Source organism: Streptomyces shenzhenensis, from assembly GCF_021462265.1.
In the GTDB taxonomy this organism is placed as follows: domain Bacteria; phylum Actinomycetota; class Actinomycetes; order Streptomycetales; family Streptomycetaceae; genus Streptomyces; species Streptomyces shenzhenensis.
In genome coordinates, this window is the sequence record NZ_JAJONF010000006.1 from 123,333 (window position 1) to 136,761 (window position 13,429).

At 68.1% G+C, this 13,429-nt stretch carries 8 protein-coding genes and 1 pseudogene; 4 read left to right on the forward strand and 5 right to left on the reverse strand.

Translation table 11 applies throughout. From position 1 onward, the window contains the following. Positions 1-93: 93 nt before the first annotated feature. Positions 94-282 (forward strand): annotated as a pseudogene (locus LQ326_RS48655) (hypothetical protein); the annotation flags it as partial. 1,599 nt (positions 283-1,881) lie between these two features. Here the strand turns inward: LQ326_RS48655 and LQ326_RS10840 are convergent. The 4 genes from LQ326_RS10840 to LQ326_RS10855 form a co-directional block, all read right to left on the reverse strand. Then, the gene (locus LQ326_RS10840; protein WP_234535094.1) at positions 1,882-3,450 is read right to left on the reverse strand and encodes a recombinase family protein; all 1,569 of its coding nucleotides are present in this window, start codon (positions 3,448-3,450) and stop codon (positions 1,882-1,884) included. Between the two features lie 467 nt (positions 3,451-3,917). Beyond that, positions 3,918-4,799, reverse strand: coding sequence for an NADP-dependent oxidoreductase (locus LQ326_RS10845; protein WP_234535096.1), 882 nt, complete (start codon positions 4,797-4,799; stop codon positions 3,918-3,920). Between the two features lie 148 nt (positions 4,800-4,947). Further along, on the reverse strand, positions 4,948-5,142 hold the full coding sequence (locus tag LQ326_RS10850; protein WP_234535098.1) for a hypothetical protein: 195 nt from the start codon (positions 5,140-5,142) through the stop codon (positions 4,948-4,950). 334 nt (positions 5,143-5,476) lie between these two features. Then, the gene (locus tag LQ326_RS10855; RefSeq protein ID WP_234535100.1) at positions 5,477-5,842 is read right to left on the reverse strand and encodes a hypothetical protein; all 366 of its coding nucleotides are present in this window, start codon (positions 5,840-5,842) and stop codon (positions 5,477-5,479) included. Positions 5,843-6,032: 190 nt separating this feature from the next. Here LQ326_RS10855 and LQ326_RS10860 point away from each other — a divergent pair, with 190 nt between their 5' ends. The 3 genes from LQ326_RS10860 (at position 6,033) to LQ326_RS10870 (ending at position 10,620) form a co-directional block, all read left to right on the forward strand. Further along, a complete protein-coding gene (locus LQ326_RS10860) occupies positions 6,033-7,418 on the forward strand; it encodes a class II fumarate hydratase (protein WP_234535102.1) in 1,386 nt (461 codons plus the stop codon). Positions 7,419-7,501: 83 nt separating this feature from the next. Continuing rightward, complete coding sequence (gene fomD, locus LQ326_RS10865; RefSeq protein ID WP_372496808.1) at positions 7,502-8,215, forward strand: cytidylyl-2-hydroxypropylphosphonate hydrolase; 714 nt, start codon at positions 7,502-7,504, stop codon at positions 8,213-8,215. A 305-nt stretch (positions 8,216-8,520) separates the two neighbouring features. Next, entirely contained in the window at positions 8,521-10,620 is a 2,100-nt protein-coding gene (locus tag LQ326_RS10870) for a SpoIIE family protein phosphatase (protein ID WP_234535107.1), read from the forward strand. 291 nt (positions 10,621-10,911) lie between these two features. Here LQ326_RS10870 and LQ326_RS10875 read toward each other — a convergent pair whose 3' ends face one another. Beyond that, a complete protein-coding gene (locus LQ326_RS10875) occupies positions 10,912-13,344 on the reverse strand; it encodes a transglycosylase domain-containing protein (protein ID WP_234535109.1) in 2,433 nt (810 codons plus the stop codon). Between the last annotated feature and the right edge of the window lie 85 nt (positions 13,345-13,429).

Here is a 13,429-nt window from a genome sequence, read left to right on the forward strand (position 1 = left end):
CGCATAGTCGCGTGAACGCATAGACGTCCTGAGGTGCCCCCTCGTACCGTCGTACTGACGGCCCAACCGGGGCCATGCATCAGGGGGTTCGCAATGGCGCGCGAAGAACTGACTCGGCTCACCGGTAACGGGAACGGCGAGTGCGGTGAAGGCGACTGCCCGAACGTGTACGCCACGAAGCGGGGAACGTTCGTCGTACAGGGCGACGTGTCCAAAGCATTCCAGCCGCCTACGGGTGAGGGGCTGGTCGAGATTCCCGAGAGCGTGAGCGAGCGCGCGATGACGCGGAATCTGGCGGTAATACGGCACCTGAACCGACAGGCGATCCCGCCTAGGCGGTCCTCTTTATGCCATTCGTTCCGCTTAGGCTGCGCGGAACGCAACAAATCAAAAGCCCTCTCCCCAAGAAAAGGTCGCCATGCCGAAGTGGATAATCACCGCGCACACGTTTGACCCGCCGCCCATGATGCACACGATTTCAGAGATCGAAGGAGATGAGTCGGAAGCCCTCAAGGAGTTTCATACAAGCATAAGTACATACAGCCCCGTCATCAAAAAAGTCACCCATCGTGATATATACAGATATTCCGAACGCCAGTATTTGGTGCGTATTCACGGAAAGTGGAACATGGCTGAATACTTCATTCAATTGGGTGAACTATGTGATCGGCCGTGGTAGCCGGCCGAGCATTGCAGATAGAGCAGACAGGGTCGTCCGCGAGGATCGCGGCTCTAGCTTTCCGATATTGTGTGTTGTATCCCCGCGCCCAGGCCGAAGGGCGCGTGTACTTTCTCCTCTGCTCCCGCCGCTTCGCTCCGGACCGGGCGCACGGCTCACAGTGGGAGCCGAGCGGATAGAGCCGCTTACAGCGGCTGCACATAAATTTAGGCATAGCTACTCCAAGAGAGCGCCCCTACAGGGGGGCGCTTCTATATAGAAAGGGTTAGGGCACCCTCGGCGGGGTGCCGGTAGTGAGGTTGTCTTCACTGGCCTTTGTTACTCGGCCAAGGCGTGAAGCGAACGGTGGTGAGCTTCTATAGAGCAGCGCCCTTCGAGGGGCGCTGCCTCTCTAAGGCCATAACTTCTCCTGGCCTTGAACGGCCAGGGCATAGCTGCGTAGCGGAGCGCAGCAGCTAACGGCCCCCGAAGGGGCCTTACTAAGGCCATAAGTCGCCGAGGGCCGTTCAGGTCACCTCGGCGAACCACTCCGCATCATCGATCCACCCCAAGCATTCCGAGGACCGCTCACCGGGAAGGAGTCGGAACGTCGTCTTCGCTCCGCGCTTACTCCCGACCGTTTCAACTTCCAGCCACCCGGCATCGGTTAAAGCCTTTGCCCCGCGCTCCGTATAGCGGCGAAGGTTTCCCTGCCCGGTCGCGTACGCCGACGGCATCGGCAAGCGAACGCCACGGAAGGCTGACCTCGGAATCGTCGCCGCACAGGCGAGCAATCTGCCTGGCAACGGCCTGACCGCTACGCGGTACGCACTGAATCGCGTCGGCGTACCACAGGGCGGCTTGCCCGGTCGGTAGTGCCGTCTCAGCCGCGAGGGCAGAACCGCGATTCCGCAGCTTCGCTCTGCTCACTTCGATAGTTTCCGCGTACCGCTCTAGAAACGTCATTCACATAGCTCCACTTCAGGTGTGGGAATAAGGAAGGCCCCGACTTGACTGCTGAGCTGTGATCCGGTTGTACGCCAGGGAGGGTGGCGGAATCAAAGATGGTTGCGGCATAGCATCAAACGACCGGCGGTTTCAAGAAAGGGTGTTTAAACAGGAAGAGTGAGAGCGTGTAAACGCCCTCCCCGAGAGTGCAGACATGAGAAGGCCCCCGAAGCGTTTACACGCAACGGGGGCCAGGGGATCAGAGGGTTAGGTGACTATCCGCCGCTGTACGGACGACGCGCGGGCAAGACGAACTCCGCTTCGGGCTCGGTCATCCAATACCCTTCGGGGACGTGAAGCCCAGTCTCCTTAGCGATCTCCGCAAGCTCAAGCATCTTGCAAACGACTCGTCGATTTCCATCTTCGTTCTTCCCGACCGTGATCGTTACCCCATGACGCTGGAGGAACACCCGACGCTGTTCATCATCCTTCGTGGCCCATTCTTCCGCATAGTTGCGCCCCGTTTCCTTCCAGGCGGGTGCATCCTCCGCTTCCTTGATTTCGTTACGCAGTCGCTCAACCTTGGCCGATTGGGATTCGTGCTGCTTCCAGTAGCGTTCGATCTGAACTTCAGTCTTGATACGACCGGCCAGATAGTCCGCCTCCAGCCTGTCAAGCATGGCTTCGGCTTCCACCAGTTCCGTCTTCCCTTGGCTGATCGAATTGCCAACCCTCTCCATTACAGGTAGGGGGCCAAGGGTGACATTCACGAACTGGCCGACGACCATATCGAGATCTTCCCTCCTGATGCGCCCGGGATCGGAACAAGTCCCCGTGTTGATGTTATTGCACGCGTAGTAATGGAAAACTCTGCCGTTCTCCTTCGTTTTCTTGGACGAAGACATACGGGCGCTGCACACATCGCACACGGCCACCCCTCCCAACATGGAACGCGAGGGCGTAGCGCGCGAAACCGGACGGTTAGCCGTGATGCTGGCCACCAGTTCCGCCCACTCCCCGTATTCCATGAGCGGGTCATCCGTGATCCGTACCGGCTCACCATCGTCATCCGCGACAGTCTCACCCTTATAGGTGTAGATACCGCCGACCGTGGGATTAGTCACGATCGCTCGGATAGCGTTAGCGGTCCAAGCGACACCCTTCGGTTCGTCGCCACGATCAATGCGCAGGTGATCCCGCCACGTAGGAACGCCACGCTTGTTCAGATCAACGGCAATCTTGTAAGAGGACCAATCGCTCTTCAGCTTCTGCACAATGTCACGGAGAAGGTTCGCGTATTCGTCATCCTGAATGAGCTTCTTCCCCCCGTCCTCTTGGCGCTCAAATCGGTATCCGAACGGGAGTACACCGCCGATCCAAACGCCCTTCGCCTTCCGGGTCATCGAGCCGGACAGAGCGCGCGCACGAATGGTGTCCAACTCGCCTTCCGCGAACGCGGCGATGATCTGCGCGAACATCTTTCCCATGGGGGTGGACATGTCGATGCCCTCGGTCACGGACACGATCACCTTGCCGCGCTTCTGGCACCACTCGAAGACCTCGGCGAAGTGACCCGCCTTCCTGCTGAGGCGGTCGAGCTTCCAGACGGCCAACACATCCCACTCGTCGGCCCGCTCGTTGAACCAGCGACCGAGCCCCGGCCTCTTGAAGGGGTGCATAGCGCCGGACACGTCTACGTCCTCGGCCCACCCCACGATGCGTCCTTCTATAGAGGGGCCGTGCGCCCAGTGCTCGACGGCCGCGCGCTGCTTCTCCGGGCTGGTGGTGTCGTCCTTCATGACGGACAAGCGGACGTTGCCCAGCACCCTCGGGTTAGAGATCATGCGCGGATGCTACGGACAGTGCCACCAACGGAACAAGTCGATGACTTCTTCCAGGACCCTGCCCCGGCTCCGACGTTCACCACGATCCCGGTCCGGGGGCCGGGTCTCGGCTGATCCGACAGCAACCCCCGAAGAGCCCCTGGCGTCAGCCGGGGGCTCTCCGTTGCATAGGGCGAGATCGGCGTGCAGGGGGCCGTGCAAGCCACACAGGGAGCACAGACCAGGCCGCAGTCACCTCACCCCCGCTTCTGTGTACCCGACAACGCGAATACCGACCAGGCCGCGTAGACGGCTGCCAGCAACCTCGCGCTGTTGCTCGACGTGTTCTACGAAGCGGGCTCTGCGCGCAATCCTGCGCACCGGATTTTTACAGGAAGGGCCGCCCGTGCTCAGTTGGTGATGCACTGACCACGGGCTCTCGTCAGTCCGCGACGGACGGTCGACGGCGTCGGGCGGCCGGGCACTTCTCATGCCACCTTGATGACCACCTTGCCCGAGGTGTGACCGTTCTCAACGGCGGCGAGGGCGGCCGGGGCGTCGGAGAGCGGGTGGACCGCGGTAATCACGGGTGCGAGGACTCCGTCGAGGGCCAGCCGGGCAGACCGCTCCAGGTTCTCGCGGTCGAGGCGACGCTCGACGAAACGCCCACCGAGATCGGGCACAGACATGTCACCCACGGCAATGACGTTGCGGGGATCCCGGGCCAGCGGAGCGACCGTCCGCAGCGAGGCGCCTCCGACCAGGTCGACGATCCCGTCGAAACCGTCCCGAACCAGCTCGCGTGCCGCGGCGGTGACGTCCCCGGCGGCGTAGTCGATGAACCGCACCCCGACGGCTTCGGCGTGCTCGCGTTTGGCGGTACTCCCGGTACCGATCACACGCAACTCGCGCGCGGCGGCCAGCCGGGCGACGGCGAGGCCGACCCCGCCCCCGACCCCGTTGACCAGGACCGTGGCACCGGCCGGGAGGCCGAGCTGGTCGAGCGCATCCACCGCGGTCGTCCCGGCCACCGGCAGCGTTGCCGCCACGGTCGCGGACAGACCCGCCGGGATGCGCGCGGTGTTCGGCGCGGACAGCACCGTCGTCTCGGCGTAAGTGCCGCCACCGGTGAGTGCGAAGCCGAAGACCTCGTCACCCACCTCCAACCCGTCGCCGTCCTCGCCCCGGGCGAGAACGGTTCCCGCTGCCTCCATGCCCAGCACGCGGGGAAACGGACGCCCGCCGTCGAGCCCGGGGACCAGACCCGAACGCAGAAGGTGGTCGAGGGGGTTCACGCCGGCCACGGTGACCCGGATCAGCACCTCGCCGCGACCGGGGGCGGGATCGGGGCGATCGAAGAACTCCTGCACCTCGGGCCCACCATGCCTGCCGAAACCCCACGCCTGCCCCATCTTCCGACGCCTCCCGTACGACCGGCCCGGTGGTTCCGGGCGCTGTCGCCATCCTCACCTCTGACATCAACGTAAGAGGCAAGCGACTGTGGTGCAGGTCACAGCGTCAGGCCGACTGTGGCACCGGTTCCGGGGACGTGGACAGCTCCGCCCGGTGCCGGCTGTTGGCCTTGATCAGCACGTCGAGTGCATCCCGTGTCTCGGTCAGGTGCGCGATGTCGGCGTCGATCCGGTCGCGCTCGCGCATTATCGCCGTGTACGTCTCCTCGGCGACGCCCAGGTCGGCGTTCTTGCCCGCCAACGACCAGACCCGGCTGCGGACTTCGGACCGCGTGCGGCGCCGTCCTCATTCTTGCTGGTCAGAGGCACTTTCTGTGTTCCTGACCGTCTGCCGGACAACCCGCTTCATGAAAGCGCGAGGTGAAGAAGGCGCACCGCCCCCGAACCCCCGCATCGGCCTGAACGGCCTCGTCCTCGAACGCCGGACGGGCTGATGGGCGGGGGTACGGACCGGCCTTCACCCTCAAGCACCGGACGGGCCGCCGGAGGGGCACCGCCCGGCCTTCACCCCCGAACACCCCACGGGCTCGTGGAGGTGCAGGGCGTCGGATGGGGGGTGACGCGGTGAGGGTTCGTCAGTGGGGGATGCAGCCGAACCAGTCCAGGGTGTCTCCGTGGGCGATGTAGCCCATGCACCTGATGGTTCTTTTGTGCAGTTTCTCGGTCCGCTCCACCGGGCCGTTCAGGTACTCCGTCCTGTGCAGGGGCTGGACGAGGTCGTCGATCTCGACGTGGTACCAGTGGCGTCCGCCGGACGGCACGCTGCAGCCGTGGGCGGTCATGTTGCGGCTGGGGTCGCCGCTGAAGACGGGCCGTTCGGCGCGGTCGCAGTGGGCGCGGCCGGCCGCGACGGCGGTGCCGGTTCCCGCACCCAGCAGGGTCGTCGCACCTATGGAGACCGCCGCGACGGCGCCGAGTACACCTTTGGGAGTGAAGTTCATCGATTGGCCCTCCTGCCGGACTTGGTGACGGCGGGAGTCGCCCTGTCACCTTGGGTTCGGTTGATAGTCACATTTGTCTGCGATGTCCGGCTCGGTGGGGAGGGGTGTGGTCCCCCGTCCCGGTGACGTCGGTGGTGCCAATGCAGCAGGCGCCCGGAACAACCACCGCTCCCCGATCGCTGACAACGACATGAGCGACTACCGCATCGAACACGACTCCATGGGCGAGGTCCGGGTCCCCGCCCACGCCAAGTGGCGGGCCCAGACGCAGCGGGCCGTCGAGAACTTCCCCGTCTCCGGGCAGCGGATCGAGCGCGCGCACATCGAGGCGCTGGCCCGGATCAAGGGCGCGGCGGCCAAGGTGAACGCCGAGTTGGGGGTGGTCGACAAGGACATCGCCCAGGCGATCCAGGAGGCGGCCGAGGAGGTGGCCCGGGGCGACTGGGACGAGCACTTCCCCGTCGACGTGTTCCAGACCGGGTCCGGCACCTCGTCGAACATGAACACCAACGAGGTCGTCGCGACGCTGGCGACCGAGCGGCTCGGGCGGGACGTCCACCCCAACGACCACGTGAACGCCTCGCAGTCGTCCAACGACGTCTTTCCCTCCTCCATCCACATCGCCGCCACCGCCGCTGTCACCCACGACCTGATCCCCGCCCTCGAACACCTCGCCGCGGCCCTCACCCGCAAGGCCGAGGAGTTCGCCGACGTCGTGAAGTCCGGGCGGACGCATCTGATGGATGCCACGCCGGTGACGCTCGGGCAGGAGTTCGGCGGGTACGCGGCGCAGGTGCGGTACGGCGTCGAGCGGCTGCGGGCCGCGCTGCCCCGGCTCGCGGAGCTGCCGCTCGGCGGGACCGCCGTCGGGACCGGGATCAACACCCCGCCCGGGTTCTCCGCCGCCGTGATCGAGGAGGTCGCCCGGGTCACCGGGCTGCCGTTCACGGAGGCGCGCGACCACTTCGAGGCGCAGGGCGCCCGGGACGGGATCGTGGAGACCAGCGGGCAGCTGCGGACCATCGCGGTCGGGCTGACGAAGATCGCCAACGATCTGCGGTGGATGGCCTCCGGGCCGCGGACCGGGCTCGCCGAGATCGCGCTGCCGGATCTGCAGCCGGGGTCCTCGATCATGCCCGGGAAGGTCAACCCGGTCATCCCCGAGGCCGTGCTGATGGTGGCCGCGCAGGTGATCGGGAACGACCAGACCATCGCGGTGGCGGGCGCGGCCGGGAACTTCGAGCTCAACGTGATGCTGCCGGTCATCGGGAAGAACGTGCTGGAGTCCGTCCGGCTGCTCGCCAACGTCACGCGGCTGCTCGCCGACCGGACCGTGGACGGGATCACCGCGCACCGGGAGCGGGCGCGGGAGTACGCCGAGTCGTCGCCGTCCGTGGTCACGCCGCTCAACAAGTACATCGGGTACGAGGAGGCCGCCAAGGTCGCCAAGAAGGCGCTGGCCGAGCGGAAGACGATCCGCCAGGTGGTCCTGGAGGGCGGGTACGTCGAGCGGGGCGATCTGACCGTCGGGCAGCTGGACGAGGCGCTGGATGTCCTGCGGATGACACGGCCGTGACCGCCCGCGAACGTTTCGCGCCGCCGGCCAGAACCGTGACGTCCGCCGCAGCGTCGTATGCCTGTGGCACCTAATATCTGTGCATGGCAGACGGTGGAGCGATGAGACGCGTGAGGCGCGGGGAAACGGGCGGTGCGACCGGTGACGGGGCCGGTTTCTGGGCACCGGGGAGCCAGATCCTGTGGCGCTACCGGGAGAACGCCGGGAACGGCTTCCACATCGCGCGCCCCGTCACCGTCGTCCGCGACGACGAGGAGCTGCTGGCCGTCTGGCTGGCCCCCGGCACCGAGTGCGTCAGGCCGGTGCTCGCCGACGGCTCGTCGGTCGGCGAGGAGCCGCTGGAGTCCCGCTACACCAAGCCCCGGTCCGTCACCCGCGGCCACTGGCGCGGCACGGGCGTGCTGAAGCTGGCCCGGCCTGGTCAGCCCTGGTCGGTGTGGCTGTTCTGGGAGCCGGGCTGGCGGTTCAAGAACTGGTACGTCAACCTTGAACACCCGCTGGTCCGCTGGGGTGGCGGAGTGGACTCGGAGGACCACTTTCTGGACATCTCCGTGCACCCGGACCGGCGTTGGCACTGGCTCGACGAGGACGAGTTCGCGCAGGCCCAGCGGGACGGGCTGATGGACGCGGGGACGGCCGCCGCGGTGCGGACGGCCGGCCTGGCCGCGGTGGCCGCCGTCGAGGCCTGGGAGCCGCCTTTCTCGGACGGCTGGCAGCACTGGCGCCCCGACCCGTCCTGGGGAGTACCGTCGCTGCCGGAGGACTGGGACCGTACGCCCGCGCACGTCTCCTCGTGAGATCCTTGATACGCCCCCGGTCCACAACCGTAGGATCGTCCTCCGCAAGGAAGCGTGCGCACAACTCCCGGAGCATGCGCCGGGCTTGATCGAACGTCACCGAAGGGGCGGCAGGACGTGAGCGAGGGGTACGAGGGCAACACCGGCGAGCGGTGCGCGGGCCGCAGACCGTTCGCCGGGGGCACGGGAACAGCCTCCAGCCACGCCGGAATTCCGTTCCTGGGGCACGTAATCCGGGTATCGGGACTTCGGCGGGACCACCTGCGCGCCCGGCGCGCAGCCCCGGACGGACGGATTCGACACGCGTGACGGAGCACCCCACCTCCTACGAGCGCCCACAGCCGGGCGCCGACCCCGCGGAGGACCGCGGGGCACTCATGCGTTCCCCGCAACCCCAGTCACAGCCGCAGGCACAGAACCAGCCGCAGCCCTGTCCGCGCGGCGGCACCGCCTTACCGGCACAGGCCCGCGCGGGCGAGACGCCCTCCGGTCCCGGTACCAGCACGTCCGAGGAGCACTCCGTCAACGGCCCCGAGCACGCCCAGCCCACCAGCGCTGAGCCCGATCCGCACCGGCCGCGCCCCACCCCGGAGGGCATCCCGCCGCAGCCCGGCGCCGAGCCGGAGCGGACGGTGGGCGCCCAGGAGCGCCGCACCGGACGCGGTGTGCCGCCGGGCCGGCCGATGCCGATGCGGCGCGACGGCGACCGGCTGCGCTTCGTGGGCGCCGCGACCCGGCGGATCGCCCGGGGCATCGACCTGGACGAGATCGTGATGGGGCTGTGCCGGGCGACCGTGCCGACCTTCTCCGACGCGATCCTGGTCTATCTGCGCGACCCGCTGCCGGTCGGCGACGAGCGGCCCGTCGGCCCGGTGCTGCTGCGGCTGCGCCGCACCGACCGGATCCCGGAGGAGCGGGACACCGAGGGCGGCTTCCTGCCGGTGCCGGTCCCGGAGCCGGATCCGGCGGACATCGGCCTGGCCGCGCTCACCGCGGAGCTGTGCGAGGTACGGCCGGGCGGTGCGCTCAACGAGGTGCTGCGGGGCGTACGACCGGTCTTCGCCGATGCCCCCGCCGCCCGCGCCGCCCTGCCCGAACTCCTCGGTGAGGGCGCCGAATCGCTCGTCCCCGGCGACCAGCGCGCGATCCTCGCCCCGCTGCGCGGCCGGCGCCGGGTGATCGGCGCGGCCCTGTTCCTGCGCCGCCCGGAGCGGCTGGCGTTCGAGGCCGACGACCTGCTGGTCGCCGCCCAGCTGGCCACGCACAGCGCGCTCGGCATCGACAAGGCGGTGCTGTACGGCCGGGAGGCCTACATCGCCGACGAGCTGCAGCGGACCATGCTGCCGGAGAACCTGCCGAGCGCCACGGGTGTGCGGCTGGCCTCCCGCTACCTGCCGGCCGCCGAGACCGCGCGGGTCGGCGGCGACTGGTACGACGCCATTCCGCTGCCCGGCAGCCGGGTGGCGCTGGTCGTCGGCGACGTCATGGGCCACTCGATGACGTCGGCGGCCATCATGGGCCAGCTGCGCACGACCGCCCAGACGCTGGCGGGCCTCGACCTGCCGCCCCAGGAGGTCCTGCACCACCTCGACGAGCAGGCCCAGCGGCTGGGCACCGACCGCATGGCGACCTGCCTGTACGCCGTCTACGACCCGGTGTCGCACCGCATCACCATCGCCAACGCCGGCCATCCGCCGCCGGTGCTGCTGCATCTGGGCGGCCACGCCGAGGTGCTGCGGGTGCCGGCCGGGGCGCCGATCGGCGTCGGCGGGGTCGACTTCGAGGCGGTGGAGCTGGACGCGCCGGCCGGGGCGACGCTGCTGCTGTACACCGACGGGCTGGTGGAGTCCCGGCTGCGCGACGTGTGGACCGGTATAGAGCAGCTGCGCGAGAAGCTCGCCGCGACCGCGCAGTTGACCGGGCCGGACCACCCGCCGCCGCTGGAGGCGTTGTGCGACGAGGTGCTCGACATGCTCGGGCCGGGTGACCGGGACGACGACATCGCGCTGCTCGCGGCCCGGTTCGACGGGATCGCGCCGAGCGATGTGGCGTTCTGGTTCCTGGAGCCGGAGGACGCGGCGCCGGGCCGGGCCCGGCGGCTGGCGCGCAGGGCGCTGGCCCGCTGGGGGCTCGAGGAACTGACCGACTCCGTCGAGCTGCTGGTCAGCGAGGTCGTCACGAACGCGGTGCGGTACGCGTCGCGGCCGGTGACGCTGCGGCTGCTGCGCACCGACGTGCTGCGGTGCGAGGTGGGGGACGACGTGCCCCAGCTGCCGCGCCTGCGGCAGGCCCGGGCGACGGACGAGGGCGGCCGGGGGCTGTACCTGGTGAACCGGCTGGCCCGACGGTGGGGAGCGACCCGGCTCAGCACCGGGAAGGTCGTCTGGTTCGAGCTCAACAGGTAGCGCCGCGGGGCTGCGCCGTAGGGCTTGAGGTGGTCGGGAAGCTGCGGGCCGGTGGGGGCCGGTCGCGCAGTTCCCCGCGCCCCTGCGCGGCGCTGCCGCCAGCCCTCCTCGCCAACACACGAAACCACCGGAAACGGTCGCGCCCACGCGGCGGAGCCGCACATCAGATACAGCCCCGCGCCCCTTTCAGGGGCGTCAGCCGTAGCGCCCCGACAGGGGCGCGGGGAACTGCGCGAGCGGCCACGACGAGCCCGCACCGTACGAAGCACCGGTGCGGGCGTTCGCTGTCGGCTACCCCCCGGACCCCGGGTCCAGCGGGTTGTTCGTGATGCCGCCCGTCGGGCTCTGCTGCGGGGTCGACGGGGCGCTGCTGGTCGGGGTGGCGGAATTCGTGGGGGTCGAGCTCGGGGTCTGGGACGGAGTCCGGGACGGGGTCGCGGACCTCGTCGGGGTCGAGCTCGGGGTCTCGGAGGGGGTCTGGGACGGGGTCGCGCTGGGGGTCGGCGACACCGTCGGCTGGACGGCCGCGCCCAGCTCGGTGTTCAGGTCGAACTTGGCCTTCTTCGTGACGCCGAAGGTGTACGCCGCCCAGATCTGCGCCGGGTAACCGCCACCGTTGATGCGGCCGGTGCCGGGGATCAGGCCCGTGGCGCCGGTCAGCGGGACCTGGTTGTGGGTCTTGGCGTCCTCGCCGAACAGCCCGACCGAGGTGACCAGGTCCGGCGTGTAACCGGTGAACCAGGCCGACCTGTTGTAGTCGGACGTACCCGTCTTGCCCGCCACCTGCTGGCCCTTGCGCAGCGGGTTCTGGGCCACCGACACCTTGGCCGTACCGTCGTCGACCACACCGGTCAGCACCGACGTCACCTGGTCGGCCGCCTCACGGCTGATCACCTGCTCGCCGATCGGGTCCGGCAGGTCCACCTTGCGGCCGGTCTTCTCCGCCGACGCGAGGATCGACGGGGTGACCTTCTGACCGTGGTTGTCGAAGGTGGCGTACACCGAGGCCATCTCCAGCGGGCTCGCGCCCATGCTGCCCAGGGTCATCGCGGGCACCGCCTGGAGTTTCTCGGTGTCCAGGCCGAGGTCGTCAGCGGTCTTCAGCACGTTCTTCATGCCGACGTCCACACCCATCTGTGCGAACACCGAGTTGACGGACTTGTTCATCGCCGTCTGCACGGTGATGTTGCCGTAGTCCGCGTCGTCCTCGTTCGGCGGCGAGAAGGCGATGTCGCTGCCCTTGACCGCACGGCCGCTGGTGCCGTCGTAGATGGTGTTGGCGTTGATGTCCTTGCCGTCCTGCGTCTTGGCGTCCTGGTCCAGCGCGGCGGCGAGGATGATCGGCTTGAAGGTGGACGCCGGCTGGTAGTCGGCGCGGGTGGCGTTGTCGGTGTAGTGCTTGTAGTAGTCCACGCCGCCGTACATGGCGAGGATCTTGCCGGTCCTGGGGTCGACGGAGACGGCGCCGGCCTGGACGTTCTTGTCGACCTTGCGCTTCTTGCCGTCGAGCTTGCTGGTGAGCTGGCTCTTGACGGCCGTCTCCAGCTTCGCCTGCTTCTTCGGGTCGATGTTCAGGGTGATCGTCCAGCCCTGGTCGACCACGAGGGCCTCCGCTTCGGACCGGGTGATGTTCTGCTGCTTCATCAGCTGGTTCTCCAGCTGGGTGTTGGCCAGTTCGACCAGGTAGCCCTTCTGGCCCTCCAGACCGGAGGCGGCCTTCGGCGGCTTGGGCACCGGGAACTTCATGGCGTCACGCCTGGACTTGTCCAGCCAGCCCTGCTTGACCATGTTGTCCAGGACGTAGTTCCAGCGTTCCTGCACCAGCTTCTTGCCGATGGGCCCCGCCACCGCCCAGTCGTACTGGCTGGGCGCCTGGAGCAGCGCGGCCAGGTAGGCGCCCTGCTGGACCGAGAGCTTCTCGGCGTCGACACGGTAGTAGGCCTGGGCGGCGGCCTGGATGCCGTAGGCGCCGCGGCCGTAGTAGCTGGTGTTGATGTAGCCCGCGAGGATGTCGTCCTTGGACTTCTCGCGGTCCACCTTCAGCGAGATGACCAGTTCCTTCAGCTTGCGGGTGACCGTCTGGTTCTGGTCGAGGTAGTAGTTCTTGACGTACTGCTGGGTGATGGTCGACCCGCCCTGGGTGCCGCGGCCGCGCGCCGTGTTGTAGAGGCCGCGGGCCATGCCCCTGAGGTCGATGCCGTTGTCGGTGTAGAAGGTCTTGTTCTCCGCGGCGACGAAGGTGTGCTGGACCTCCTTCGGGACTTTGGAGAGGTCGACGATCTCACGGTTGACGGTGCCCTTGCGGGCCAGCAGCGAGCCGTCGCTGTACTTGTAGACGTTGCTCTGCGTCTGCGCGAGCGCGTTGCCCTCGGGGATGCTCACCATCATGTACAGCGCGATGAAGGAGCCGATGCCCAGCAGACAGAGGGTGAAGAACGCGCCGAGCATCTTCTTCCAGGTGAACAACCTGCGTATCCGGCCCTTGGCGGGCTTCCCCGGCGGGCCGGGTCTGCCCGGCTTCCTGGCGGCGGCCCGGCGGCGCTCCGCGCGGGTGGCGCCCTCGGCGGCACCGGCGGCCGGGTCGGCCGGCGACCCGAGGGTCGTGGTGGTGCCGCCCTCCGCCGTCGTCTGCGTCTCGGTCTCGGACGGCTCGGACGTGCGGTACCGGGGCTCGGCGCGGCGGCCGCCACGCTGTCGCGCTCTTCTCTCGTCCGCTCGTCCCATGAGTCCGTCTGCTCCGCTTCGTCTCGACTGTCACACGTGTGTACGGGTGTCACACAAGTACGTGGCTCAGGTCAGTCCAGAAAGC

What these genes read in the sequence shown, in the direction of transcription:
- LQ326_RS10860 (WP_234535102.1), top strand. Translation starts at nt 6,033, where the DNA reads ATGAGCGACTACCGCATCGAACACGACTCCATGGGCGAGGTCCGGGTC.
- LQ326_RS10855 (WP_234535100.1), bottom strand. Translation starts at nt 5,842, where the DNA reads ATGAACTTCACTCCCAAAGGTGTACTCGGCGCCGTCGCGGCGGTCTCC.
- fomD (WP_372496808.1), top strand. Translation starts at nt 7,502, where the DNA reads ATGGCAGACGGTGGAGCGATGAGACGCGTGAGGCGCGGGGAAACGGGC.
- LQ326_RS10840 (WP_234535094.1), bottom strand. Translation starts at nt 3,450, where the DNA reads ATGATCTCTAACCCGAGGGTGCTGGGCAACGTCCGCTTGTCCGTCATG.
- LQ326_RS10875 (WP_234535109.1), bottom strand. Translation starts at nt 13,344, where the DNA reads ATGGGACGAGCGGACGAGAGAAGAGCGCGACAGCGTGGCGGCCGCCGC.